Annotated in this window: 24 protein-coding genes; 10 read left to right on the forward strand and 14 right to left on the reverse strand. The window is 68.6% G+C overall.

Annotated elements, in window-relative coordinates; all coding sequences use genetic code 11:
* The first annotated feature begins 121 nt into the window (after nucleotides 1–121).
* The 7 genes from RGD00_RS13545 to RGD00_RS13575 are packed head-to-tail and all read left to right on the forward strand — an operon-like array spanning nucleotide 122 to nucleotide 8,801.
* Complete coding sequence (locus RGD00_RS13545) at nucleotides 122–2,341, forward strand: 4Fe-4S binding protein (protein ID WP_425603418.1); 2,220 nt, start codon at nucleotides 122–124, stop codon at nucleotides 2,339–2,341.
* Nucleotides 2,334–4,280 carry a TAT-dependent nitrous-oxide reductase gene (gene nosZ / locus RGD00_RS13550; protein ID WP_310457874.1) on the forward strand — a complete coding sequence of 649 codons (1,947 nt, stop codon included), beginning with the start codon at nucleotides 2,334–2,336 and terminating at the stop codon, nucleotides 4,278–4,280. The genes RGD00_RS13545 and nosZ overlap by 8 nt, the downstream gene beginning before the upstream one ends.
* A gap of 12 nt (nucleotides 4,281–4,292) precedes the next feature.
* A complete protein-coding gene (locus tag RGD00_RS13555) occupies nucleotides 4,293–5,630 on the forward strand; it encodes a nitrous oxide reductase family maturation protein NosD (RefSeq protein WP_310457903.1) in 1,338 nt (445 codons plus the stop codon).
* Nucleotides 5,596–6,492: an ABC transporter ATP-binding protein gene (locus tag RGD00_RS13560; RefSeq protein ID WP_310457875.1), complete on the forward strand. Its 897-nt coding sequence runs from the start codon at nucleotides 5,596–5,598 to the stop codon at nucleotides 6,490–6,492. Before RGD00_RS13555 ends, RGD00_RS13560 begins: the two co-directional genes overlap by 35 nt.
* Nucleotides 6,489–7,310, forward strand: a complete 822-nt coding sequence (locus RGD00_RS13565) for an ABC transporter permease (RefSeq protein ID WP_310457876.1) — start codon at nucleotides 6,489–6,491, stop codon at nucleotides 7,308–7,310. Before RGD00_RS13560 ends, RGD00_RS13565 begins: the two co-directional genes overlap by 4 nt.
* The gene (locus RGD00_RS13570) at nucleotides 7,307–7,888 is read left to right on the forward strand and encodes a nitrous oxide reductase accessory protein NosL (RefSeq protein ID WP_310457877.1); all 582 of its coding nucleotides are present in this window, start codon (nucleotides 7,307–7,309) and stop codon (nucleotides 7,886–7,888) included. Before RGD00_RS13565 ends, RGD00_RS13570 begins: the two co-directional genes overlap by 4 nt.
* A 1-nt stretch (nucleotide 7,889) precedes the next feature.
* Nucleotides 7,890–8,801 (forward strand): FAD:protein FMN transferase, encoded by a 912-nt coding sequence (locus RGD00_RS13575; RefSeq protein WP_310457878.1) that lies wholly within the window; start codon nucleotides 7,890–7,892, stop codon nucleotides 8,799–8,801.
* A gap of 297 nt (nucleotides 8,802–9,098) precedes the next feature.
* Here RGD00_RS13575 and RGD00_RS13580 read toward each other — a convergent pair whose 3' ends face one another.
* Nucleotides 9,099–9,638, reverse strand: a complete 540-nt coding sequence (locus tag RGD00_RS13580; protein WP_310457879.1) for a VOC family protein — start codon at nucleotides 9,636–9,638, stop codon at nucleotides 9,099–9,101.
* A 226-nt stretch (nucleotides 9,639–9,864) separates the two neighbouring features.
* On the opposite strand from RGD00_RS13580, the gene RGD00_RS13585 reads away from it, so the two are divergent.
* On the forward strand, nucleotides 9,865–10,803 hold the full coding sequence (locus tag RGD00_RS13585) for an N-carbamoyl-D-amino-acid hydrolase (protein WP_310457880.1): 939 nt from the start codon (nucleotides 9,865–9,867) through the stop codon (nucleotides 10,801–10,803).
* A 13-nt stretch (nucleotides 10,804–10,816) separates the two neighbouring features.
* Complete coding sequence (gene hydA, locus RGD00_RS13590; protein WP_310457881.1) at nucleotides 10,817–12,271, forward strand: dihydropyrimidinase; 1,455 nt, start codon at nucleotides 10,817–10,819, stop codon at nucleotides 12,269–12,271.
* Between the two features lie 267 nt (nucleotides 12,272–12,538).
* On the opposite strand, the gene RGD00_RS13595 is transcribed toward hydA, so the two are convergent.
* The 6 genes from RGD00_RS13595 to RGD00_RS13620 all read right to left on the reverse strand — a co-directional run bounded on the left by RGD00_RS13595 (nucleotide 12,539) and on the right by RGD00_RS13620 (nucleotide 18,326).
* Nucleotides 12,539–13,699 carry an MFS transporter gene (locus RGD00_RS13595; RefSeq protein WP_310457882.1) on the reverse strand — a complete coding sequence of 387 codons (1,161 nt, stop codon included), beginning with the start codon at nucleotides 13,697–13,699 and terminating at the stop codon, nucleotides 12,539–12,541.
* A gap of 7 nt (nucleotides 13,700–13,706) precedes the next feature.
* Complete coding sequence (locus tag RGD00_RS13600; RefSeq protein ID WP_310457883.1) at nucleotides 13,707–14,579, reverse strand: sugar phosphate isomerase/epimerase family protein; 873 nt, start codon at nucleotides 14,577–14,579, stop codon at nucleotides 13,707–13,709.
* An 11-nt stretch (nucleotides 14,580–14,590) separates the two neighbouring features.
* On the reverse strand, nucleotides 14,591–15,124 hold the full coding sequence (locus tag RGD00_RS13605) for a VOC family protein (protein WP_310457884.1): 534 nt from the start codon (nucleotides 15,122–15,124) through the stop codon (nucleotides 14,591–14,593).
* A gap of 470 nt (nucleotides 15,125–15,594) precedes the next feature.
* Nucleotides 15,595–16,068 carry a nuclear transport factor 2 family protein gene (locus tag RGD00_RS13610; protein WP_310457885.1) on the reverse strand — a complete coding sequence of 158 codons (474 nt, stop codon included), beginning with the start codon at nucleotides 16,066–16,068 and terminating at the stop codon, nucleotides 15,595–15,597.
* Between the two features lie 11 nt (nucleotides 16,069–16,079).
* On the reverse strand, nucleotides 16,080–17,612 hold the full coding sequence (locus RGD00_RS13615; protein ID WP_310457886.1) for an AMP-binding protein: 1,533 nt from the start codon (nucleotides 17,610–17,612) through the stop codon (nucleotides 16,080–16,082).
* A 93-nt stretch (nucleotides 17,613–17,705) separates the two neighbouring features.
* Nucleotides 17,706–18,326, reverse strand: a complete 621-nt coding sequence (locus tag RGD00_RS13620; protein WP_310457887.1) for a thiamine phosphate synthase — start codon at nucleotides 18,324–18,326, stop codon at nucleotides 17,706–17,708.
* Nucleotides 18,327–18,452: 126 nt separating this feature from the next.
* Here RGD00_RS13620 and RGD00_RS13625 point away from each other — a divergent pair, with 126 nt between their 5' ends.
* Nucleotides 18,453–19,175, forward strand: coding sequence for an RNA methyltransferase (locus tag RGD00_RS13625; RefSeq protein ID WP_310457888.1), 723 nt, complete (start codon nucleotides 18,453–18,455; stop codon nucleotides 19,173–19,175).
* 3 nt (nucleotides 19,176–19,178) lie between these two features.
* On the opposite strand, the gene RGD00_RS13630 is transcribed toward RGD00_RS13625, so the two are convergent.
* From RGD00_RS13630 to RGD00_RS13660, 7 genes are all read right to left on the reverse strand, one after another.
* The gene (locus RGD00_RS13630; RefSeq protein ID WP_310457904.1) at nucleotides 19,179–20,441 is read right to left on the reverse strand and encodes a glutamate-5-semialdehyde dehydrogenase; all 1,263 of its coding nucleotides are present in this window, start codon (nucleotides 20,439–20,441) and stop codon (nucleotides 19,179–19,181) included.
* A gap of 29 nt (nucleotides 20,442–20,470) precedes the next feature.
* Complete coding sequence (gene proB / locus RGD00_RS13635; RefSeq protein WP_310457889.1) at nucleotides 20,471–21,598, reverse strand: glutamate 5-kinase; 1,128 nt, start codon at nucleotides 21,596–21,598, stop codon at nucleotides 20,471–20,473.
* On the reverse strand, nucleotides 21,586–22,611 hold the full coding sequence (gene obgE, locus RGD00_RS13640) for a GTPase ObgE (protein ID WP_310457890.1): 1,026 nt from the start codon (nucleotides 22,609–22,611) through the stop codon (nucleotides 21,586–21,588). The genes proB and obgE overlap by 13 nt, the downstream gene beginning before the upstream one ends.
* Nucleotides 22,612–22,908: 297 nt before the next feature.
* Entirely contained in the window at nucleotides 22,909–23,451 is a 543-nt protein-coding gene (locus RGD00_RS13645) for a GNAT family N-acetyltransferase (RefSeq protein ID WP_310457891.1), read from the reverse strand.
* Nucleotides 23,452–23,604: 153 nt separating this feature from the next.
* The gene (rpmA, locus tag RGD00_RS13650; RefSeq protein WP_310457892.1) at nucleotides 23,605–23,874 is read right to left on the reverse strand and encodes a 50S ribosomal protein L27; all 270 of its coding nucleotides are present in this window, start codon (nucleotides 23,872–23,874) and stop codon (nucleotides 23,605–23,607) included.
* 6 nt (nucleotides 23,875–23,880) lie between these two features.
* Nucleotides 23,881–24,279, reverse strand: a complete 399-nt coding sequence (rplU, locus tag RGD00_RS13655) for a 50S ribosomal protein L21 (RefSeq protein WP_310457893.1) — start codon at nucleotides 24,277–24,279, stop codon at nucleotides 23,881–23,883.
* A gap of 179 nt (nucleotides 24,280–24,458) precedes the next feature.
* Entirely contained in the window at nucleotides 24,459–25,289 is an 831-nt protein-coding gene (locus RGD00_RS13660) for a DUF2059 domain-containing protein (protein WP_310457894.1), read from the reverse strand.
* Between the last annotated feature and the right edge of the window lie 18 nt (nucleotides 25,290–25,307).

The following is a 25,307-nucleotide window of genomic DNA, read 5'->3' on the forward strand; positions in this document are numbered from 1 at the left end:
CCGGGCGCTCGCCATATGGGTATGGATGAGGCACATTCGGATGGTCCCTGCCATCGTCTCTGTGGTGCGCCAAATGCCTCTATCTGTCCCGACCCCCGCGGCGCACCGCGCCTTCCTGAAAATGCTGCAAAACGTGGCGGTTGCGCTGTTCGTTCTGTTGCTCGCGATGCTGGTGCCCGTGCTGCCGGCCGTGGCGCAGGGCGCGCCGCTTCTGCCCCGCTTTCTGACAGAGATGCCGGCCGGCACGCTGGTCGAGGGCGCCGACGGCTATGGCGCCGTGCGCAGCGACGTGCCGGTGGCCCCGGTGCTGCGCGGGGGCGAGACCATCGGCTGGGCCTTCATCACCTCGGATTTCGTGGGCACCACGGGCTATTCGGGCAAGCCGATCCACACCATGGTCGCGGTCGATACCGCGGCGCGGGTGATCGGGGTGCAACTGGTCAAGCATTCGGAACCCATCGTGCTGATCGGCATCCCCGAGGCGCGCATCAAGAAGATGGCCGAGGAATATATCGGCCTCGATCTGGTGGCAGAGGCCAATTCCGGCGGCACCTCGCACGAATTGAACATCATTTCCGGCGCAACGGTCACGGTGATGGTGATCGACGATTCCATCGTGCGGTCCGGCCTGCGGGTGGCGCGCGCGCTCGGCCTCGGCGGGCTGACGGCGCAGGCGGCGGCGACCGGCCCGCAATACGAGATCAACCCCGAGGCCGCCGCGGCGGACGACTGGTTCACGCTGGAAGGCGACGGTACGCTGCGGCGGCTGTCGCTGGACGTGGGCCAGGTGAACGCCGCCTTCGCGCAGATGGAAGACCCGCGCGCAGCGCAGCGCCCCATAGCCGCGGCGCCCGAAAGCACCTTCATCGAGATGCAGATGGCGCTGGTATCGGTGCCCTCCATCGGGCGGGCATTGCTGGGCGAACAGGAAAACGCCAACCTGCAGGCGTGGCTCGCCCCGGGCGAACATGCGATCATGGTGGCGGGGCGCGGGCTTTATTCCTTCAAGGGGTCGGGCTATGTGCGCGGGGGGATCTTCGACCGCATCGTGCTGATCCAGGACGACGTGTCGGTCCGCTTCCGCGACCGCGGCCACCGGCGCCTGCAAACCATCGCCGCCGACGGCGCACCGGATTTCGCCGAAATCGACCTGTTCAAGATCCCCGCCGATGCGGGCTTCGACCCGACGCGCCCGTTCCGGCTGCAACTGCTGGTGCAGCGCGACGTAGCGGCGATCGAGCGGGTGTTCACCACCTTCGACCTGGGCTACCAGTTGCCGCAGACCTATCTGCGCGCCGTGGCGCAGCCCCCGGCGGCCGCCGCCCCCCAGATCACCCCGGCCGAGGCCGCAGCCGCGCAAGAGGAAAGCGCCGCGCAATCGGCGCTGTGGCGGCGGATCTGGCACGACAAGACCCCGCAGGTCGTGGTGCTGGCGGCGATGCTGGCGGTGCTGACGGCGGCGTTCTTCTTCCAGTCCTGGACCACGCGGAACGAACGGGTGTTCTACTGGTTCCGCATGGGCTTTCTCACCGTCACGCTGGTCTATCTGGGCTGGTACGCCAATGCGCAGCTGTCGGTGGTCAACCTCATGGCGCTGTTCGGGGCCTTTGTGTCGGGGTTCAGCTGGCAGGCGTTCCTGCTGGATCCGCTGACCTTCATCCTGTGGTTCGCGGTGGCGGCGGCGCTGCTGTTCTGGGGCCGGGGGGCCTATTGCGGCTGGCTCTGCCCGTTCGGCGCGTTGCAGGAACTGACGAACCAGATCGCCCGCAGGCTGCGCATCCCGCAATGGACCCTGCCCTGGGGCCTGCACGAACGCCTCTGGCCGCTGAAATACATGATCTTCCTGGGGCTTTTCGGCGTCTCGCTGGTGTCCATCGAACAGGCCGAACATCTGGCCGAGGTGGAGCCCTTCAAGACCGCCATCGTGCTGAAATTCGTGCGCGCCTGGCCCTTCGTCGCCTATGCCGCGGCGCTGCTGATCGCGGGGCTGTTCGTGGAACGGTTCTACTGCCGCTATCTCTGCCCGCTCGGCGCGGCGCTGGCGATCCCGGCCCGGCTGCGGATGTTCGACTGGCTGAAGCGGTACCACGAATGCGGCAACCCCTGCCAGACCTGCGCCAACGAATGCCCCGTCCAGGCGATCCACCCCACGGGCGAGATCAACCCGAACGAGTGCATCGACTGCCTGCATTGTCAGGTTCTCTACCAGTCCAAGACGAAATGTCCGGTGGTGATCCGCCGGGAAAAACGCCGCGCCGCCGTATCCGCCCCCGATCTGGGCAAACGCGCGCCGGGCGAGCTTGTGAACCATCCAAACCAGAAGGGACAAAACCATGTCTGACAGCACGAAGGGAACCGGCATCAGCCGCCGCGGCCTGTTGGGGGCCACTGCCGGCGGTGCGGCATTGCTGGGTGCGGGCGCGGGTGCGCGCATGGCGGCGATCGGCGGGCTTGGCGGCGCGGCGGTGATCGCGGCCGGCGCCACCCCGGCGCTGGCCGCGGCCGATGCCGCCGTCGCGCCCGGGCAGCTTGACGAATACTATGGCTTCTGGTCCTCGGGCCAGACGGGCGAACTGCGCGTGCTCGGCGTGCCCTCGATGCGCGAACTGATGCGGGTGCCGGTGTTCAACCGCTGTTCCGCCACCGGCTGGGGCCAGACCAACGAATCGATCCGCATCCACCAGCGGACGATGAGCGAAAAGACCAAGAAGTTCCTGGCCGCCAACGGCAAGACGATCCACGACAACGGCGACCTGCACCACGTCCACATGTCCTATACCGAGGGCAAGTACGACGGGCAGTACCTGTTCATGAACGACAAGGCGAACACCCGCGTGGCGCGGGTCCGCTGCGACGTGATGAAATGCGACGCGATCCTGGAAATCCCGAACGCCAAGGGGATCCACGGCATGCGCCCGCAGAAATGGCCGCGGTCCAACTACATCTTCTGCAACGGCGAGGACGAGGCGCCGCTGGTCAACGACGGCTCGACGATGACCGACGTGTCGACCTATGTGAACATCTTCACCGCCGTCGATACCGAAAAGATGGAAGTGGCCTGGCAGGTGATGGTGTCGGGCAACCTCGACAACTGCGATGCCGACTATGAGGGCAAATGGGCCTTCTCGACCTCGTACAACTCGGAAATGGGCATGACGCTGGCCGAGATGACGGAATCCGAGATGGATCACGTCGTGGTGTTCAACATCGCCGAGATCGAAAAGGCCGTCGCCGAGGGCCGGTACGAAGAAGTCAACGGCTGCAAGGTGCTGGACGGGCGGAAAGAGGCGAACAGCCAGTTCACCCGCTATATCCCCATCGCCAACAACCCGCACGGCTGCAACATGGCGCCGGACAAGAAACACCTGTGCATCGGCGGCAAGCTGTCGCCCACGGTGTCCGTCATCGACGTGACGAAACTGGACGCCGTGTTCGCGGGCGCCGAACCCCGGTCCGCCGTGGTGGCCGAACCGGAACTGGGCCTCGGCCCGCTGCACACCGCCTTTGACGGGCAGGGCAACGCCTATACCTCGCTGTTCCTCGACAGCCAGGTGGTGAAGTGGAACATCGAAAAGGCGGTTCAGGCCTTCAACGGCGAGAACGTCGATCCGATCGTCGAAAAGGTGGACGTCCACTATCAGCCCGGCCACATCAAGACCTCGCACGGCGAGACGCTGGACGCCGAGGCCAAATGGATGGTGGTGCTGTGCAAGTTCTCGAAGGACCGCTTCCTGAACGTCGGCCCGCTGAAACCCGAGAACGACCAGCTGTTCGACATCTCGGGCGACAAGATGGTGCTGGTGCACGACGGCCCGACCTTCGCCGAACCGCATGACGCCATCGCGGTGCATGCATCCAAGATGACGAACATCCGTTCCGCCTGGGACCGCAACGACCCGATGTGGGCCGAAACCCGGGCGCAGGCAGCGGCAGACGGGGTGGACATCGACGACTATCACGCCGAGGTGATCCGCGACGGCAACAAGGTGCGCGTCTACACGTCGAGCCAGGCGCCGAGCTTTGCGCTGGAACAGTTCACCGTCACGGAAGGCGACGAGGTGACGGTGGTCGTCACCAACCTCGACGACATCGACGACCTGACCCACGGCTTCACCATGGGCAACCATGGCGTGGCGATGGAGGTCGGGCCGCAGCAGACCTCTTCGGTCACATTCGTGGCGGCGCAGCCGGGGGTCTACTGGTACTACTGCCAGTGGTTCTGCCACGCGCTGCACATGGAAATGCGCGGCCGCATGTTCGTGGAACCGAAAGGAGCCTGAGCCGTGACCACCCTGCCCCGTTCCGCCATCGCGGCCCTTCTGCTGCTGGTGCCGGCCCTGCCGGCCGGCGCGGCGGAAATCCGCGTGGCGCCGGGGCCGGGCGCCCTTGCCGCGGCGGTCGCCGCCGCCGCGCCGGGCGATATGCTGCTGCTGGAACCGGGCCGCCATGACGGCCCGGTAACGATCGACCGCCCGCTGGTGCTGGACGGCGGCGGCGCGGCAGTGGTGGATGGCGGGGGCAAGGGCACCGTCATCACCATCACCGGCGCGGATGCCGTGATCCGCGGGCTGGAGGTGCGCGGTTCGGGCACCCGGCATGAAGAGATCGACAGCGGCATCAAGCTGGCCAAGGGCGCAAGCGGCGCCCTGATCGAGAACAACCTTCTGGTCGGAAACCTGCACGGCGTGGACGTGCATGGCGCCACCGACACCGTGGTCCGCGGCAACACCGTGATCGGGCGGCAGGACCAGCACATGAATTCCCGCGGCAACGCCTTCTACATCTGGAACGCCCCCGGCACCGTGATCGAGGGCAACAACGTCCGCTATGGCCGCGACGGGATCTTTTCCAACGCCTCGCGCGATGGCACCTACCGCAACAACCTGTTCCGCGACCTGCGCTTTGCCGTGCACTACATGTACACGCACAATTCCATCGTCTCGGGCAACGTGTCGGTGGGCAACACGCTCGGCTATGCGCTGATGTATTCCAACCGGATCGAGGTGCAGGACAACCTGTCGCTGCGCGACCGCCGGCACGGCTTGATGCTGAACTATGCCAACAACGCCGATGTGCAGGGCAATCTGGTGCGCGGCGGGGCCGAGAAATGCACCTTCATCTACAACGCCCACCGCAACCTGATCGTGAACAACCGGTTCGAGGGTTGCGACATCGGCATCCACTTCACCGCCGGGTCCGAACGCAACGTGCTGACCGGGAACGCCTTCATCGGCAACCGGACGCAGGTGAAATACGTCGGCACCCGCGATATCGAATGGAGCTTCGAGGGGCGCGGCAACTTCTGGTCGGACCATCCGGTGTTCGACCTGAACAGCGACGGCATCGCCGACAGCCGCTTTCGCCCCAACGACCTGATGGACCACATCCTGTGGTCGCAACCCGCCGCGGCGCTGCTGATGGGCGCGCCGGCGGTGCAACTGATCCGGTGGAGCCAGTCGAGCTTTCCCGCCACCCTGCCGGGCGGGGTCGTGGACAGCTTTCCGCTGACCGCGCCCGCCACCATCGAGGTGCCCGCCGAAATCGCGGCGTTCGAAGCCGCCGCCCCCCTTCCCTCCGCCGCCGGAATGCAGGACGATGCAGACTACACTAGCCCTCTCGCAGATCACTAAGACCTTCGGCGCGGTCCGCGCGCTGGATGCGGTGTCGCTGCACCTTGCCCCCGGCGAACGGCTGGCCCTTCTGGGCCACAACGGCGCGGGCAAATCGACGATGATGAAGATCATCCTCGGCCTGATCGACGCAGACGGCGGCGAGGTGCAGGTGATGGGCGCCGCCCCCGGCAGCGCCGCCGCCCGCCGCGCCACCGCCTATCTGCCGGAAAACGTGGCCTTCCACCCGGCGCTGACGGGGCTGGAACAGATCGGCCATTACCTGCGCCTGCGGGGCGAACCCGCGTCCAAGGCCCCGGCGCTGCTGGACCGGGTGGGCCTCGGCCATGCGGGCAAGCGGCGGATCGGCACCTATTCCAAGGGCATGCGCCAGCGCGTGGGCCTTGCGCAGGCGCTGATCGGGCGGCCGGGGCTTCTGGTGCTGGACGAACCGACCTCGGGTCTCGACCCGGTGTCGCGGCGCGATTTCTATGCGCTGCTGGACGGGCTGGCCGCCGATGGCGCATCCATCCTGCTGTCGTCCCACGCGCTGACAGAGGTCGAGGCGCGCACCGACCGGATCGTGATCCTGTCGCGCGGCGTGGTGGTGGCCGAGGGCCGGCTGGAGGATCTGCGCACCCGCGCCGCCCTGCCGGTGACGGTGCAGGTCATCCCCCCCGAAGGCGGCATGGCCGCGCTGGCCGAGGCCCTGCCGGGCGGCCGCCCCATGGGCGCGGGCCTGCGGTTCGAGGTGGCGCAGGCCGGGAAACTGCCGCTTCTGTCGCGCATCGCGGGCCTTGGCGCGCTGGTCGCCGACATCGAGGTCGAACCGCCGAGCCTGGAGGACATCTACAGCCATTTCAGCCGGAGGGACGGGCAATGAGCCGCATCCTGGCCACCGCCGCCACCGAATTCCGCATCGCGCTGCGCAACCGTTGGGTGACGATCGCGGTGGTGATGATGGCGGTCTTTGCGGTGGTGCTGTCCGCCGCCGGATCGGCGCCCACCGGCGCGCTCGGGTCCGACCGGCTGTCGGTGACGGTGGCGAGCCTGACCAGCCTTGCCGTCTATCTGGTGCCGCTCCTGGCGTTGCTGATGTCCTTCGACGCCGTGGCGGGCGAGGTCGAACGCGGCACCCTGCCCCTGATCCTGACCTATCCGATCAGCCGGGCCGAACTTCTGGGCGGCAAGCTGCTGGCGCATCTGGCGGTGCTGTCGATTGCCGTCGCGGCGGGCTATGGCTGCGCCATCGCGGTGGCGCTGGCGGTGGATGCCGATGCCGCGCGGGGGTTGCCGGCTGTCTGGCGGCTTTTGTGGTCGTCGGTTCTTCTGGGGGCCACCTTCCTCGGCATCGGCTATGCGCTGTCGGCGCTGGCACGGCGGCCCGCAGGGGCGGCGGGGCTGGCGATCGGGCTTTGGCTGCTGGCGGTGGTGTTGTATGATCTGGCGCTGCTGGCGGCCATCGTGGCCGATGGCGGCGGGGCCTTCACCACCGGGGTTTTCCCCTGGCTGCTGCTGGCCAACCCCGCCGACGCCTTCCGCCTGTTCAACCTTGCGGCATCCGAGGCCACCGCCGCCGCCGCGGGCCTTGGCGGGGCCGCCACGACGATCCCGGCCTGGCAGGCGCTGGTTTCGCTGCTGCTCTGGCCCGTGCTGGCGCTGGCCCTTGCCACCGCCGCCTTCCGAAAGGTGACGCCATGAAACCGCATCCCCTCGCCCTGGCCCTTGCCGCCCTTCTGGCGCTGGCTGCCTGCCGCGAGGATACCGCGGCCCTGCCGCAGCCCTCGCCGCTGACGGTCGAGGCCGTGGGCCATTACTGCCAGATGGACCTGCTGGAACATCCCGGCCCCAAGGGGCAGGTGCACCTGGCCGGCATGCCCGCGCCGCTGTTCTTCAGCCAGGTGCGCGACGCCATCGCCTATCAGCGCATGCCGGAACAAAGCCATCTGATCACCATCGTCTATGTCACCGACATGGCCGCCGCCGATGGCTGGGACCCGGGCGTGGGCCAATGGATCGAGGCGTCGAAGGCGATCTATGTCGTCGGCTCGCACCGCGAGGGCGGCATGGGCGCGCCGGAATTCGTGCCCTTCAGCGACCGCGCGGCGGCGCTGGCCTTTGCCGCCGAATGGGGGGGCGAATTGCGCGCCCTGTCAGAGATCCGCGACGATGAGGTGCTGACCCCCGTCGCCGTCCTGCCCGAAGGCGATACCGGCGAGGGCGACGACGCCGACTTCACCGACCGCCTGCGCAAGCTGTCCGAAAACCTGGGAGGCTGAGATGACCCGCACCACCCGCCGCCGCTTTCTGGCGATTTCCGCCGCCGCCGCGGGGATGGCCGCGCTGCCGGCCCGCGCCGCGGCGGTCTATCAATGGCGCGGCATCGCGCTTGGCGCACAGGCGACGATCACGCTCGCCCATCCGCAGGCACAGGCGCTGACCGCCCGCGCCGCCGCCGAAATCGCGCGGCTGGAAGGCGTGTTCAGCCTCTACCGCACCGATTCGGCGCTGGCGCGGCTGAACGCGACGGGCGTGCTGGAGGCGCCGCCGTTCGAACTGCTGGAATGCCTCGGGCTGTGCGGGCAGGTGCACCATGCGACCGGCGGGCTGTTCGACCCGACGGTGCAGCCGCTCTGGTCGCTTTACGCCGAACGCCATGCCGCCGGCGGCGCGCCGACCCGGGCCGACATTGCCGCGACCCTTCCCCTGGTCGGCTGGCATGGGGTCGCGGTGGACAGCACCGCGATTCGCCTGCAACCCGGCATGGCGCTGACGCTGAACGGCATCGCGCAGGGCTATATCGCCGACCGGGTGGCGGCCTTGCTGCGGGCAGAGGGGCTGACGGATGTGCTGGTGAACACGGGCGAGATGCGCGCGATCGGCGGGCGGCCGGGCGGCGGCGACTGGCCGGTCAGGATCGAGGGCGGCGGCGATTTTCCCCTGCACGAGGACGCGCTCGCGACCTCTGCCCCGCGGGGAACGGTGTTCGATGCGGCGGGGACGGTGGGCCATATCCTCGACCCGCGCGACGGCCTGCCCGCACCGGCGCAATGGCGGTCGGTCAGCATCGCGGCGCCGCTGGCGGCGGTGGCCGATGCCCTGTCCACCGCCGCCTGCCTGATGCCCGACCGTGCCGCGGTCGAGGCCAGCCTTGCCGCCTTCACCGGCGCGCGGATCGCGGCCATCGCCTGACCCGCGCGCCGCAACCGGCCCCGGAATGAATTGACATTCATCTCTGCGGCCTGGCCGGGCGGGAACAGGAAACGCACTGCGTTTCCCCCGCCCGTTCGCGCGGCGGTGCCGTGAAAGGCGGTGATGCCGGGGAAAATGAGTAGGCCGGCGCCTGCCCCGGCGGGCGAGAAGCGCCCGCCATGGGCGGGGCGGGCGCTGGCCGGGGGCTTGGGGCCCCCGGCCGGGGCAACGGCGAGGGCGGGATGTGGCGAAGGCACGCGCCTTCGCCAGACAGAGCGGCAGGGCGGAAAGCGCCCCTTACGACTTGCCGAATTCCTTGGCGTGCAGCCATTCGGCATGGCGCGGGGGTTGCTTGGTCCGCGACCATTCTTCCAGCATCGCCGGACCCACGGCGCGCAGTTTGTCCAGTTCTTCCTGATTGGCGGTCCAGGTCGCCAGTTCCAGCCGGTGGCCGTTCGGATCGAAGAAGTAGATCGATTCGAAGATGCCGTGGTTCGTCACGCCCACGACCTCGAGGCCCTCGGCCTCTGCCCGGGCCTTGGCCTCCATCAGATCCTCGTGGCCGGGCACCTGAAAGGCGATATGCTGGACCCATTTGGGCGTGTTCGGGTCGCGGCCCATTTCCGGCAGGGTCGGCAGTTCGAAGAACGCCAGGATGTTGCCGTTCCCCGCGTCGAGGAACACATGCATGTAGGGGTCGGGTTCCTTGGTCGAGGGCACATGATCCTCGGCGACGGCGCCGATCAGGTCCATGTTCAGCACGCGCTGATAGAAGTCGACCGTCTCCTTGGCATCCTTGCAGCGGTAGGCGACGTGGTGGATTTTCTCGATCTTCATTGGAGGGCTCCATTTGGTTGCACTTGCAACCATATCACCCGAAACCGGCGGGGGGAACAGTCCCCGTGATCTGTGACAACGCCAAATCACGCGCCGCGGATACATCTTAACGGCTTGATGCAGATCATTTTCCGGTCACATGCGACACCTCGGCCGCGCGCTGCGGTTGACAATGAATGTCTACAGTACACACTCGGCACCAAACCAGCGAACAACAGGGGGAACCATGTCACGATACCTCGTCACCGCAGCGGCCCAGATGGGGCCGATCGCGCGGTCCGAAACCCGCAAGGATACCGTCCGCCGCCTGATCGAGATGATGCGAGAGGCGAAATCGCGCGGCGCGGAAGTGGTGGTCTTTACCGAACTGGCGCTGACCACCTTCTTTCCCCGCTGGCTGATCGAGGACGAAGCCGAACTCGACAGCTATTACGAGGCCGAAATGCCCGGCCCCGAAACGCAGCCGCTGTTCGACGAGGCCGCAAGGCTCGGCATCGGGTTCTACATCGGCTATGCGGAACTGGTGATGGAAGGGGGGGTGAAGCGGCGCTTCAACACCTCGATCATCGTGGACCAGAAGGGCAGGATCATTGGCAAATACCGCAAGGTCCACCTGCCCGGCCACAAGGAACCGCAACCCGGCCGCACCCATCAGCATCTGGAAAAGCGGTATTTCGAACCGGGCGACATGGGTTTTCCCGTCTATCGCGGCTTCGGCGGGGTGATGGGCATGTGCATCTGCAACGACCGCCGCTGGCCCGAAACCTACCGGGTGATGGGCCTGCAAGGGGTGGAAATGGTCATGTTGGGCTACAACACCCCCTTCGACCATACCGGGCACGAGGCGGTGAACAGCCTGACCCTGTTCCACAACCACCTGTCCATGCAGGCCGGCGCCTACCAGAACGCCACCTGGGTCGTGGGCACCGCCAAATGCGGCACCGAGGAAGGCTCGAAAATGGGCGGGCAGAGCGTGATCGTCGCACCGTCGGGCGAGATCGTGGCGCAGGCCTTTACCGTGGAGGATGAGGTGATCACCGCGAAATGCGACCTCGACATGGGCAAGGCGTACCGCGAGACGATCTTCAACTTCGCGCTCCACCGCCGCCCCGAGGCCTACAAGCTGATCGTCGAGCGCACCGGCGCCATCCCCCCGGCGGAATGAAAGGAACCTGACCATGAGCACCGTGATCAAGGGCGGCACCATCGTCACCGCCGACCGGACCTATGCCGCCGATGTGCTGGTCGAAGGCGGGGTCATCACCGCCATCGGGCCGGACCTGAAGGGCGACACCGTGATCGACGCCGAGGGCGCCTATGTCATGCCCGGCGGCATCGACCCGCATACGCATCTGGAAATGCCCTTCATGGGCACCGTCACCGCCGAAACCTGGGAAAGCGGCACCTTCGCCGCCGTGTCGGGCGGCACGACGCTGGTGGTGGACCACATCATCCCCGGCGAGGGCGGCATGCTGCCCGCGCTGGACACCTGGCTGGAACGCGCGACCCGGCAGGCCAGTTGCGACTACAGTTTCCACATGTCGGTCACCGGCTGGTCGGAACGGATCTTTGACGACATGGCCGCGGTGGTGGACCGGGGCGTCAACACCTTCAAGCATTTCATGGCCTACAAGGGCGCGCTGATGGTGAACGACGACGAGATGTTCGCCAGTTTCAGCCGCTGCCGCGATCTTGGCGCGCTGCCCTTCGTGCATGCCGAGAACGGCGACATGGTGGCGAGCCTTCAGCAACAGTTGCTGGCCGAGGGCAACCGGGGCCCCGAGGCCCACGCCTATTCCCGCCCGCCCGCGGTCGAGGGCGAGGCGACGAACCGCGCCATCATGATCGCCGATGCGGCCGGGGTTCCGGTATACATCGTTCATACTTCGTCCGAAGAGGCGCACGAGGCCATCCGCCGCTGGCGGCAGGCGGGCACCCGTGTCTGGGGCGAGCCGCTGATCCAGCACCTGCTGCTGGACGAAGGCGTTTACAACGACCCCGACTGGAACTATGCCGCGCAGCGGGTGATGAGCCCGCCGTTCCGCGACCGCAAGCATCAGGACAGCCTGTGGGCCGGCCTTGCCGCCGGGTCGCTGCATGTGGTGGCCACCGACCACTGCGCCTTCACCACCGAACAGAAACAGGCCGGGCGCGGCGATTTCACCCGCATCCCCAACGGCACCGGCGGGCTCGAGGACCGGATGCCCCTGCTGTGGACCTATGGGGTGGAAACGGGGCGGATCACGATGAACGAATTCGTCGCGATCACCTCCACCAATATCGCGCAGATCCTGAACATCTATCCCCGCAAGGGCGCGGTGATGGTGGGGACGGATGCCGATCTGGTGGTGTGGGATCCGAAGGCCGGCAAGACCATCGCCGCCGCCACGCAGAAATCCATCATCGACTACAACGTGTTCGAGGGATGGAAGGTGACGGGCCTGCCGCGCTACACGCTGTCGCGCGGGGATGTGGTCTGGGGGCCGGGCGTGGATGCGCCGCAGCCCGGCCGCGGCCGGCACGTCACCCGCCCGGCCTTCCCGGCGGTCAGCCGCGCGCTGTCCACCTGGCGGGAACTGACGGCGCCGCGGCCCGTGGTCCGTTCACCGGAGTTCATGCCCATCGGGGTGTGAGGGCCGCCCGAGATTTGCATCACGCATCGGGCCGGGCGGGATCAGGAAACGCACCGCGTTTCCCCCGCCCGTCGCGCGGCGGTGCAGTAGGAGCGGTGATGCCGGGAAACCCGGCCAGGACAGCGCCTGCCCCGGCGGGCGAGAAGCGCCCGCCATGGGCGGGGCGGGCGCTGGCCGGGGGCTTCGGGCCCCCGGCCGGGGCAACTCAACTTGTATCGCGATGGCGAAGGCACGCGCCTTCGCCAGAAAAATCATAGGATCGAACAGCTACCGCCACTGCCGCTCGCTGATCACCAGCGCGGTCAGCGCCACCGCGGCGCAGGCCACCGCGCCGACACCCAGCCAGTCGAGGCCCAGAAGGCTGATCACCCCGCCCCCGATCGCCGCCCCGAAGGCCAGCCCGAGGTAGTTGGAGGTCGCGTTCAGCCCCAGCATGATCGTCCCGCGCTCCGGCATGCGTTCCACCAGCAGCACCTGCTGCGGCACCAGAAACCCGACCCCGAAGGCCGACCACAGCAGCGTCAGCCCCCCGATCGCCGCCGCCCCCATCGGCGCCCCGGTCAAGAGCGGCAGGGAAAACAGCGGCAGGAACACCAGCTGCGAGGCGGCGATGCCGAACCGCACCCGCGCCGGGCCGAGCCGCGCGATCACCACGCCCAGAAACAGGCTCGCCCCGATGCCGCCCAGGCCGTAAAGACCGACCGGCAGCCCCTCATGCGCGCCATGGCGCAGGGCGAGCGGCGCAAGATAGGTATAGACCACGCACATCGCGGTGATGTGCAGCATGGTCATCGACACCATCGCCAGCCCCCGCCCGTCGCGCAGCGCCAGCCGCAGCCCGGCGAAGGTCGGCACCGGCGTATCCACCCGCGCGGGCAGCGTGACGCGGATCGCCGCCATCGCCGCCAGAACCACCACCACCCCCAGCCAGAAGGCCGCGGGCCAGCCCGCCAGCCCCGCGACCAGCACGGCCAGCGGCACCCCCGCCGCCTGCGCGATCTGGAACCCGGCAAAGGCGATGGACAGCGCCCGCCCGCGTTCGCCCGCCGGCGCCACCGCATAGGCGACCGAGGCCGCGACCGGCGAACACAGCGCCGCCCCGAAGGCCGCCAGCACCCGGCCCGCCAGCACCATCCCGATGCCGTCGGCCAGCGCCGACACCACCCCCGCCAGCGCGATCAGGCCAAGCGAGGCCAGCAGCAGCACCCGGCACGGCAACCGCCCCGTCACCGTCACCAGCAGGGGCGAGGCGACCGCATAGACCGCGGCGTAAAGGGTGAACACCTGCCCCATCGCCGCCTCCGACACGCCGAGGTCGCCCGCCATCTGCGGCAGGATCCCCACGATCAGAAAGGCGCTGAGCGCCACGCCGAAATTGGCGAGCGACAGGCTGATGACCGCGGCCAGCGTGGCACGCGGCAAACTCATGTCAGGCTCACGTCAGGGCCCGCCCCGCTGCCAGCGCCGCGCGCGTCGTCTCGCCCGCCCGGCGGCCGAGATCGGCCGGCGGCAGGTCGAGGTAATGGGCGCTCGACGGTTCCGGCCCGATGCTGTCCAGCGCCGGGTTGTTGCGCAGGGCGGCGGCGGTGATACGGGCGACGGGCAGCGCGCCCTCGCCGGGCAGTTCGCGGCCGTTGGCGGTCAGGTCGGCGAACGGGTCCGCAGGCCGCGCCGCATCGCGGGCATCGGCCAGTTGCAGCGCGGTGCACCGCCCCGGATGGCGGGCCAGCAGCGCCAGATCGGCCTCCAGATCCTGCGTCGCGCGGCACAGGTGCCAGGTATCCAGCACCAGCCCCGAATTCGCCGCCCCCGCGCCTTCCAGCACCGCCAGCGCCTCGGCCAGCGTACGCAGCCCGGCATAGGGCATGAACTCAAGCTCCACCACCACGCCCTGATCGGCGGCGCGGGCGCAGAAGGCGGCAAAGGCCGCGATCACCTCGTCCATCGGCAGCGTGCCGTGGCCGAACATCGGCACCGCCACCAGCCGGCCGAGCCCGAGCGCCCCGCACATGTCCAGACACTCGCTGGCCGAGAACGAAAACCGCGCGTGATAGCGGGCATACATGGGCGAATCCTGCGGGGGCAGCCAGACCGGGGCCCAGCTGGTCATCCCGTCCAGATGCGTCAGCGCCACCCCGCGGTCCGCCGCGATCCCCCGGATCGCCGCCGCATCCAGCCCCCGGTCGGCCAGCTGGCGCACCGTCAGCGGGCTGATCGTCAGCCCGTCGAATCCCGCCGCCTGCGCGATCTGCACCTGCACCGCATAGTCCAGCGACCCGAGCACCCCGGGCCAGAGTATCTGACGCATTCCCGCCTCCCCTATCGCAGTTCGCTGAAATCCCGCCAGGGCCGCGTGCCGTCCCAGCCCACCGCGGCCTCGCGGATGCGGGCAAAGACCTCGGCCTTGCCATGGGTGCCCTCGATCAGTTCGATCATCACGTCATCCGGCCCGCCGGGTTCGTAGAAATGGATGCGCGCCGGGCTGCCCACGGTGCAGGACATGATCGGCGCCATGCCCATCGCCGCCGCGCGCGCGGTCACGGTGTCGAAGTCCATCGTCATGATGCCGAAATGGTGGAACCCTTCGCGCCCCGAGGCGAGGAAGTCGTTGTAGACGGATTTCGCGTCGTTCTTGGGGGTGATCAGTTCCACCTGCAACGGCCCGCTGTTGGCCAGCGCCACCGTGACATCGACCCCGCAGGGTTCGCCCCGATAGGTGAAATCGCCGAACACCAGCCCGTCGCGGATGAACCACGGCCCGATGCCGAGCTTTTCGGTCCAGTGGCGCAAGGCGGCGTCGAAGTCGCGGACGATGTAGCCGGCCTGGCAGACGTCTCCGAAAATGCGGCTCATCAGGGCGATCCTTTCATGCCTGGGGGACGTTGCGTCAGGCAATCACGGGCGGCGCTGGCGGAAAGTCCCCACCCTGCGGGACAGGCGGGCGGAAAGGGCTGCCGGGCCGGGGCCGCTGGATGGGCGGGATGCGGCCAGGGCGGCGCAATCCCGTTGCAAAGCTGCACGGGGTATGCAACCTTAGGTAGAACGCTCGCACCGCACTGCGGGTGTTCCCGCCGTCAGGTCCGCATTTTCGGGCCGCGGCACCGGGCCCCCCAGTATGCCCGGATCGGCCGCGCACTGCACCTCCGGGGGCGTGGCTTTTCGGTTCGGGGCTGCTCCCTCCCGGACCTGACCCTGCGCCGGGCAACAGTCCGGCGCAGGGTGTTTCGCGTGGCCGGGGCCCATCGAGATTCGGCCGCGCCGCTCTGGCTGGCGAAGGCGCGTGCCGTCGCCCGGCCAGACCATGGGCCGGATCCCGATCCGGCCTAATCCTTGGGGCCGATCATGTCGAGATAGGGGAACCGCTCGCCCGAGGCCCAGACCAGCCGCCCGCCGACCTTGGCGAAACGCCAGCCCTGCGGCGTGCGGCGGTAGCTGTGGAAATACCAGCCGCCGATATCGGCATGCCGCCCGGGGTCGCCCCCGCGCAGCACGTGGAAACCAGCATAGTAGATGCGTCCCCGGGCGGTATCGCCGTCGATGGTGATCGCATGCTGGCCCAGAAGATGCTGGCAGATCGAATAATCCTTCAGGATCTCGGCCCCGAAGGCCGCCAGTTCCGCCTTGGGCACGCGCCGTTCGGGGGTGATGTAGACCCCGTCCTCGGTGAACAGTTCGGCCCAGGCGGCAAAGTCGCCCTCGTCCACGCAGCGGGTATAGGCGGCGGTCAGTTCGCGAATCGCCTCGCGGTCGACCAGCCACTGGACCCGCGCCTCCAGCCCCTCGGGTATCTCTGTCATCGCATGTTTCCTCAGATCTGCCGCGTGCGGCCCTGCCAGTAGGGATCGCGCAGCTTGCGCTTGAAGATCTTGCCGCTGTCCTCGCGCGGCAGGCTGGCGTGGAACTCGATCCGTTTCGGCACCTTGTAGCCGGTCAGCCGGGCGCGCAGGAAATCGCGCAGCGCCTCGGCATCGGGGCTGGCGCCGGGGCGGGGCTGGACGGCGGCGATCAGGGTTTCGCCCATCTCGTCGTCGGGGATGCCGAAGACGGCGCAGTCCTGCACCTCGGGATGGGTCAGCAGGACGGATTCGGTTTCCGCCGGATAGATGTTCACGCCGCCGGAAATCACCATGTCGCGCTTGCGGTCGCAGAGGAACAGATAGCCGTCCGCGTTGACATAGCCCACGTCGCCGATGGTGATCAGCCCGTCGCGTTCGCAGGCGCGGCGGTCGTCGTCGCGCCCGACATAGGTGAAATCGCCATAGGCGGCGTTGCGGGCATAGATCTCGCCCACCTCGCCCGGGGGCAGATCCTGCCCTTCGGGGCCGACGATGGCATAGCGCGTGCCCTCCAGCGGCCGGCCGACGGTGCCGGGATGGCGCAGCCAGTCCTCCGACGAGGCAAAGAAGGTCACGCCCATTTCCGTGCCGCCATAGACATCGCCGATGATCGGCCCCCACCAGTCGATCATCTGGCGCTTGACCTCGGGCGGGCACGGGCCCCCGGTATGGCTGACCTTGCGCAGCGAGGACATATCGTATTTGCGCCGCACCTCTTCGGGCAGCTTCAGCAGCCGCACGAAATGGGTGGGCACCATGGCGACATGGGTGATCTTGTGTTCGTCGATCAGTTTCAGCACGGTTTCGGCGTCGAACCGGGGCAGCAGGACGGCGATGTCGGCCTCGTTCACCGCGGCGCGGCCCGATGCGTCGGGCATCGCGTGATAAAGCGGCCCCAGAACCAGCGCCCGCGTGCCCGGCCCGATGCCGAACACCAGCCGCTGGAACTTGACGAACTGCGCCAGTTGATCGGCGTTCATCGCGGGCTTGCGCACCGCCTTGGGCCGCCCCGTGGTGCCCGAGGTGTAAAGGATCGCCTCGCGCGGGGGGCGGGGCGGCTGGTCCCAGGGCGCGAATCCCGCCACCCATTCGGTCCAGACACGCGCATGGGGAAAGGCCCGCCGCGCCTCTGCCAGCGCGGGGCAGGTGTCGGGGGTGTTGCCCTCGGTCGGGACCAGAAAGACCTCCATCCCCGGCGGGATCGCATCGGCGACGCCAAGCAGGATGTCGGCATGCGCGACGATGGCGCGGGGTTTCGAATCCGCCAGCACATAGGCGATCTCGTCGGACTTGTTGTGCCAGTTCAGCGGCACCGGATAGACCCCGATGGTCGAGGCGCCGCGGCTGGCCTCGAAAAAGGGAAAGTCGTTGCGCATCAACAGCGCGACCGCATCGCCCTCGCCCCATCCCATCGCGTCGAACCCGCGCGCGGCCCGCAGGCCCTGCGCGAACAGATCCTCGCGCCGCATCATCCCCTCGCCGATGATGACCACATCCCTGAGCATCTTTTCCCCTTCATACGGCTGCCCTGATGGCGGCATCGTAGAAAGCGGCGGATGCGCATATGTCCCCTGCGCGAGGGGCGGAACGCCGCCCGGTCAGCCGAGCGGGGCGAGCAGCCGGCGCAGCGCGACCAGTGCGTCACCCTCGCGCCAGATCTCTTCGCCGATGCAGAAGAAATCGGTAACGGGGGCAAGGCTTTCGACCAGCGCAGGCGTCAGCGCGCCTTCGGCCACCACCGGCACCTCGATCATCTCGGACCACCATTCGAACAGATCGCGCCCCGCCACGGTCCCGTCGCCAAGCGGCGTCGCGCCCACGGGGCCGAAGGTCACGTAATCCGCCCCGGCCTCTGCCGCGTTGATGCCCTCGTGCCGCGTCGCGCCGCAGAAGGTGCCGACGATGGCGTCCTGCCCCAGATCCTTGCGCACCTTGCGCATCGACCGCGCGCCATCGGTCAGATGCACCCCGTCAAGCCCGAGGCGTTCGACCAGAAGGACATGTTTCTCGATCACCAGCGCCACGTCGCGGGCATGGGCCACCTCGCGCAGCGCATCCGCCGCGCGGGCCACGCGGTCCTCGTCCCCGGTGGCGAGCGCAAGGCGCAGGCAGGCGACATCCGCCCCGTCCAGCACCGCCGCCAGACGGTCGGGAAAGCTGTCCAGCGCGAAATCCGGCGGGGTGACGAGGTAAAGCTGCGGGCGTTCGGCGTCGGCCATTCCTTGGGCTCCATGTCCATCTTCGGGCTGTCATAGCGGTGATTCCCGCGCTTGACCATCGCCCCATGCGTTGCCATTCGCCGCGCGCCGCCGTATGCCCGCGCCCAACGCCATCAGGGGCCCGCCATGATCCCGCCGACCTTCGTGCTTGTCCGCCCGCAGATGGGCGAAAACATCGGCGCCGCCGCGCGGGCGATGCTGAACTTCGGGCTGGACGGGATGCGCATCGTCGCCCCCCGCGACGGCTGGCCGAACCCCAGGGCCGTGGCGATGGCCAGCGGGGCGGGGCGGCTTCTGGATCACGCGGGGGTCTTTCCCGCGCTGGCCCCGGCGCTGGCCGATTGCCACTATGTCTACGCCACCACCGCCCGCCCGCGCGAGCTGACCAAACCCGTGCTGACCCCCGAAGCCGCGATGGCAGAGGCGCGCGCGTTTGCGGCAGCGGGCAAGAAGGTCGGGTTCCTCTTCGGCCCCGAACGCACGGGGCTGGAAAACGAGGATGTGGCGCTGGCCAATGCCATCGTCACCGTGCCGGTGAACCCGGCGTTTCCGTCGCTCAACCTCGCGCAATGCGTGCTGCTGGCGGGTTATGAATGGCGGCGGCAGACCGAAGGCGCGGTCCCGGTGCCCGAGGTCGATCTGGCCACCGGGATCGAGGTCGAACGCCTCGGCGATCATTTCGAAGAGAGGCTGGAGGCCGCGGGTTTCTTCTTCCCGCCCGAGAAGGCCCCGAACATGAAGCTGAACCTGCGCAGCATGTGGGCCCGGCTGCCGCTGACCCGGGCGGATGTGCAGACGCTGCACGGCATGCTGCGGCAGATCGCCCGGCGGTTGACGCCGGGCGACTGAGGATCAACTCCTGACGGCGCCATCCCCGGTGACGAGGTATTTGAACGTCGTCAGCTGTTCCGCCCCCACCGGCCCGCGCGCGTGCAGCTTGCCGGTGGCGATGCCGATTTCGGCCCCCATCCCGAATTCGCCCCCATCCGCGAACTGGGTCGAGGCGTTGCGCATCAGGATCGCGCTGTCGAGGCGGGTGAAGAACCGGTCGGCCGCCGCGTCGTCCTCGGTCAGGATCGCCTCGGTATGGCTGGACCCATAGCGGCGGATATGCGCGATCGCGCCGTCCACGTCATCGACCACCGCGGCGGCGATGATCCGGTCCAGAAACTCGCGCCCGAAATCGTCCGGCTGCGCGGCCACCACGCCCGGCAGGTGGTGCAGCCCCTCGCCCGCCCGCACCTCGACCCCGGCGGCGACCAGATCGGCCACCACCTGCGCGCCAAGACCCCCCACAAGATCGCGGTGGATCAGCAGGCATTCCGCCGCCCCGCAGATGCCGGTGCGCCGCGTCTTGGCGTTCAGCACCACGCGGCGCGCCTTTTCGGCATCCGCCGCACGGTCGAGGTAGATGTGGCAGATCCCTTCCAGATGGGCAAAGACCGGCACCCGCGCCTCTGCCTGCACCAGCCCCACCAGCCCCTTGCCGCCGCGCGGCACGATCACGTCGATGAATTCCACCGCGCGCAGCATCGCCGCCACCGCCGCACGGTCGCGCGTCGGCATCAGCTGGATCGCCGCCTCGGGCAGGCCCGCCGCCCGCAGGCCATCGACCATGCAGGCATGGATCGCGGTCGAGGAATGGAAGCTTTCGCTGCCCCCCCGCAGGATCACCGCATTGCCGGATTTCAGGCAGAGCGCACCGGCATCCGCCGTCACATTGGGGCGGCTTTCATAGATCACGCCGACCACGCCGATGGGCGTGCGCACGCGGCGGATATGCAGGCCCGTGGGCATGTCCCATTCGGTGATGACCTCGCCCACCGGGTCCTTCTGCGCCGCAACCGCCCGCAGGCCGGCGACGATGCCCTGAATGCGCGGCTCGTCCAGCATCAGCCGGTCCAGCATCGCGGCGGTCAGGCCCTTGTCGCGGCCATAGTCCATGTCGAGCGCATTCGCCGCGACGATTTCCGCCCGCCGGGCCCAGACGGCATCCGCCGCGGCCTCCAGCGCCTTGCGCCTGGCCTCCGGCGGGGCAAAGGCGAGCTCCGCCGCCGCGGCGCGGGCCGCAGCCCCGAGCCCCTGCATCAGCGCCGTCACGTCACCCTTGTCCAGCATCGTCCCGTTCCTTTTCCGAAAACCCGTCACACCACCAGATCGTCGCGGTGGATCAGCGCCGCGCGGCCCGGATAGCCCAGTATCGCCCCGATCTCGCCCGACCGATGGCCGGCGATGGCCCGCGCCTCTGCCGCCGTATAGCGCACGAGGCCCTTGCCGAGGCTCGCCCCGTCCGGCCCCACGACCGACACCGGATCGCCCCGCCCGAAGGCGCCCGACACCGCCAGCACCCCGGCGGGCAACAGCGACTTGCCCTGCGCCAGCGCCGCCACCGCACCGGCATCGACCATGATGTCGCCCCGCGGCTTCATCGCCGCGATCCACCGCTTGCGCGCCACCTGCGGGTCGCCCATGGGCAGGAACCACGTCCGGTTCGCCCCCTGCGCCAGCGCCGACAGCGGCCGCGCGACCGACCCTTCCATGATCGCCATCGCACAGCCGCCCGCGACGGCGGTCTTGGCGGCCAAAAGTTTCGTCTTCATCCCGCCCTTGGAAAAGCCGGAAACCGGATCGCCCGCCATCGCCTCGATCTGCGGGGTGATGGTTTCCACCACCTCGAACCGCGTCGCCGAAGGGTCTTCCTTCGGATTGGCGGTGTAGAAGCCGTCCACATCCGACAGCAGCACAAGCTGATCCGCCCCCACCGTCACCGCGATCTGCGCCGCCAGCCGGTCGTTGTCGCCGAACCGGATCTCGTCCGTCGCCACGGTGTCGTTTTCGTTCACGATCGGCACCACGCCGAGCGCCAGCAGCGTTTCCATCGTCGCGCGGCTGTTGAGGTAGCGGCGGCGGTCCTCGGTATCCTCCAGCGTCACGAGGATCTGCGCCGAAAGGATCCCATGGGGGGCCAGCACCTCCTCATAGGCGCGGGCCAGCCGGATCTGGCCCACCGCCGCGGCGGCCTGGCTCTGTTCCAGCGGCAGCGGGCCATCGGACAGGCCCAGCACCCGGCGCCCCAACGCGATGGACCCCGAGGAGACGAGGATCACATCCGCCCCCCGCGCCCGCGCCTCTGCCACGTCCTGCGCAAGCCCGTGCAGCCAGTCCACCCGCAGACCGCTGGCGCGATCCACCAGCAGGGCCGACCCGATCTTGACCACCAGCCGCCGCGCCGCCCGCACATCGGGCGCGGCCGCCTGCGTCAGGGTTGCCACGGCGCGTCCTCCTCGGGTTCGGCGCGTTCGTCCCGTATCTCGGCCCAGAGCGCGCGCAGCACCTCCGTCACCCCCTTGCCGGTGGCGGCGGACAACACGAACACCTGCCCGCCGCTGGCCTTTTCCAGCGCCCGGCGGCGGGTGGACAGGGTCTTGGCATCCAGCGCATCGGCCTTGTTCAGCGCGGTGATGCGCGGCTTGTCGGCAAGGCCGTGGCCATAGGCCTCCAGCTCCGCCACGATGGTGCGGTAATCCCTGGTGATGGTCGAGGACGTGCCGTCCACCAGATGCAGCAGCACCGCGCAGCGTTCGACATGGCCCAGGAACTGGTCGCCCAACCCCCGCCCCTCGGACGCGCCCTCGATCAGGCCGGGGATGTCGGCCAGCACGAATTCCTTGCCGTCCACCCCCACGACGCCGAGGTTCGGCACCAGTGTGGTGAAGGGATAATCCGCGATCTTGGGCCGGGCGTTCGAGGTCGCGGCAAGGAAGGTCGACTTGCCGGCATTGGGCAACCCCACCAGCCCGGCATCGGCGATGAGCTTCAACCGCAGCCAGATCGTGCGCTCCACCCCCTCCTGCCCCGGATTGGCGCGCGAAGGGGCGCGGTTGGTCGAGGACTTGAACTGCATGTTCCCCCAACCGCCATTGCCGCCCTTGGCCAGCAACACCCGCTGGCCGGGTTCGGTCAGGTCGGCGATCAGGGTTTCCTCGTCATCCTCGAGGATCTCGGTGCCCACGGGCACGCGCAGCACGATGTCGTCGCCGGTCTTGCCGGTGCGTTGGCTGCCCATGCCGGGCTGGCCGTTCTTGGCGAAGAAATGCTGCTGATAGCGAAAGTCGATCAGCGTGTTCAGGCCCGGCACCGCCTCGGCCCAGACGGACCCGCCATTGCCGCCGTCGCCGCCATCGGGGCCGCCGAACTCGATGAACTTCTCGCGCCGGAAGCTGACACAGCCTCCGCCGCCGCCGCCCGAACGGATATAGACCTTGGCGAGATCGAGGAACTTCATGGCGGGCCTTTGCGGCTTGGGGATGAACAGGCGATAGAACCAGTCGCGCCGGGGTTCAAGCCCGGGCAGACCGGCGGCGGGCATTTGCGCAGGAACCGGGCCCTTTCCCGCTGCGGTTGGCCGGGCGGATGGCTGCGCCTCCGGCGGGGATACTTGCGGACAGAAAATGAACAGGGCGCTCCTTCACGGAAAGCAGGGCATCTTCACTTTCTGTCCTTAAATATCCCGGGGTCCGGGGCAGCGCCCCGGCGCCGCCCCCTCCATCCGCACCTGCGCCGGGCAGACGCGCGCCCCGCCTCAGCCGAGCTTCTTGAGATAGGTCCAGGTCGGCACCCGGGCGTTGCGTGCCACGCAGAAGGTTTCGGCATCGCCCAGATATTCGAACCCGCAGTTCGTCAGCACCCGCGCGGACACCGGGTTGTCCTGAAACACCTCGGCAAAGACGGTGCGCAGCCCCTGCGGATTCGCCGCCATCAGCGCGCGCAGGGCCTCGGACGCAAGCCCCGTCTGCCAGAAGGCGGGCGCGACCCAATAGCCGATTTCCGACTGCCCGCGGTCCATCGCCTTGAGCGCGATCACCCCCAGCACCTCCGACGAGCCATGCGCCGACCCGTCCAGCACCCAGGCGTCCTCCACCCGATTCGGGGCGGTGGCGCGGGCGATGAACGCCTCTGTCGCGCCGGGGGGCAGCGGATGGGGGATGGATCGCGTGGCCTCTGCCACGCGGCGGTCGGCCGTGTACATCGCGATCAGCCCCATGTCCGATTTTCGCGGCGGGCGCAGGACGAAACGCTCCGCCGCGATCACGGGTTGGGCTTCAGCGATGGTCTCGATCTTCATGGCTTCCTCCTCCGAAGCGAAAGACCGGGTTGGCCTTTGCCCCTATCTGGGGCGGCAAGACTGGCGCCGCAACCGGGCGGCATGCCCGGAAACGGAACGGGGGACCGGCCTTCCCGCCGATCCCCCGTTACAACCCATTTGTAAAGGTTCGGCTTACTCGGCAGCCTCCGCGACCGGGAGGACCGAAATGAAGGTGCGGCCCTTGAGGCCCTTGCGATACGTCACCTTGCCCTCGACGGTGGCGAAGATGGTGTGGTCGCGGCCCATGCCCACGCCATTGCCCGGGAACCAGGTGGTCCCGCGCTGGCGCACGATGATGTTACCCGGGACGGCGGCTTCGCCACCGTAGAGCTTGACGCCGAGACGGCGGCCGGCGGAATCGCGGCCGTTGCGGGAAGAACCGCCAGCTTTCTTGTGTGCCATGGTCTGTTACTCCTTCGCGGCGGGGGCTTCGTGGGCCGCGCGGCGCGCATCGGCGGCGCCGGTGGCAGCCGCGACGCCCGAGGCTTCGGCGCCCGAGGCCAGGATGTCGGTCACGCGCAGCAGCGTCAGCTGCTGGCGGTGGCCCTTGGTGCGCTGCGAGCTGTGCTTGCGGCGGCGCTTGACGAAATGGATGACCTTCTCGCCCTTGATCTGATCGATCACCTCGGCCTGCACGGCGGCCCCGGCCACCAGCGGCGCGCCGACGGTCACGGTATCGCCGCCGACCATCAGGATCTCGTTGAACTGGATCTTGTCGCCAGCATTGGCCGCAAGCTTTTCCACGCGCAGAACGTCGCCCGCCTGCACCTTGTATTGCTTGCCGCCCGTCTTGAGGACCGCGAACATGGGTCTTTCCTTCTCTTGCTTCCGCGTCCTGCGGCCCCGGCGCGACACCGGCGTTCAATGCCTTCGGACAGCGCGCCTTGCGGCGTCATCACTGAAAGCCCGGCGAAACCGAAAGGCCCGCCGGGATGCGCGCTTATCCGCGAAACACCCCCCCGAGTCAAGGCCGAGTCGGGCGCTGCTCAGATGTCCTGGCCCTGCAACTGCTTTCCCACCGCCAGCCCCAGGTCGTGCGACAGCACCGCGAACAGCGCGCCGAAGGCCGCGAACTGCGCCCGGTTCAGCCGCTGGCCCGCGGGCGTCTGGCTGAAGTCGATATAGGCCCGCAATTCGGCGTCCGTCAGCGTGTCATAGGCCATCGCCAGATAGGGATAGACCCAGACCACGGCTTCATCCCGGATCTGCTGTTCCTGCGCCCAGAGATCGGACAGCATGTCGCGTTCGGCTACCCCCGGGTCCAGCCCCCCGGCCGCCAGAAGGCCGCGGTAGAAGGCGAGGTTGGAATTCATCGCATCCGAGACGTTCGAGTCGATCAGGTCGTTCGCCTCGACGAAACGGTCGAGCAGCATCACCCGCGGCGTGCCGCCGGCCTGCATCTCCTCGAACGCGAGTTCGGCGGCCTCGCGCGTGGCGTCGTCCATCAGCGCCTCGCGCGCCGACAGTTCCAGCGCGACGATGCGCCGCCCCGGGTCGGCGGTGAAAAAGGCCGTGGCGGCGGCCAGATCGGCCTCGTGCCCCGTCATCTCGCGGTCGAGCACCTCGGTGACGATGGCCTTCATCCGCGCCGGATCGTGGATCGTCTCGACCGCCGCCCGCCAGCGCGCCCCGCCGGGGTCGGCGAAGAACTCGGCCTCCAGCTCGTGGCCGTGGTCGATGCCCTCCTGCCGCATGATGGCGATCAGCCGGTCGAAATCCTGCGCGGCAAGCAGGGGGCCGACCAGCCGCGGTTCCGCCGCCACGGGCAGCGCGGCGAGGATCAGCAGCAGCAACGGCAGGGCGAGTCGCGTCAGCATGGCACTCATTTCCGGGGG

The sequence above is a fragment of the Ruixingdingia sedimenti genome (assembly GCF_031432425.1).
Classification (GTDB): domain Bacteria; phylum Pseudomonadota; class Alphaproteobacteria; order Rhodobacterales; family Rhodobacteraceae; genus Ruixingdingia; species Ruixingdingia sedimenti.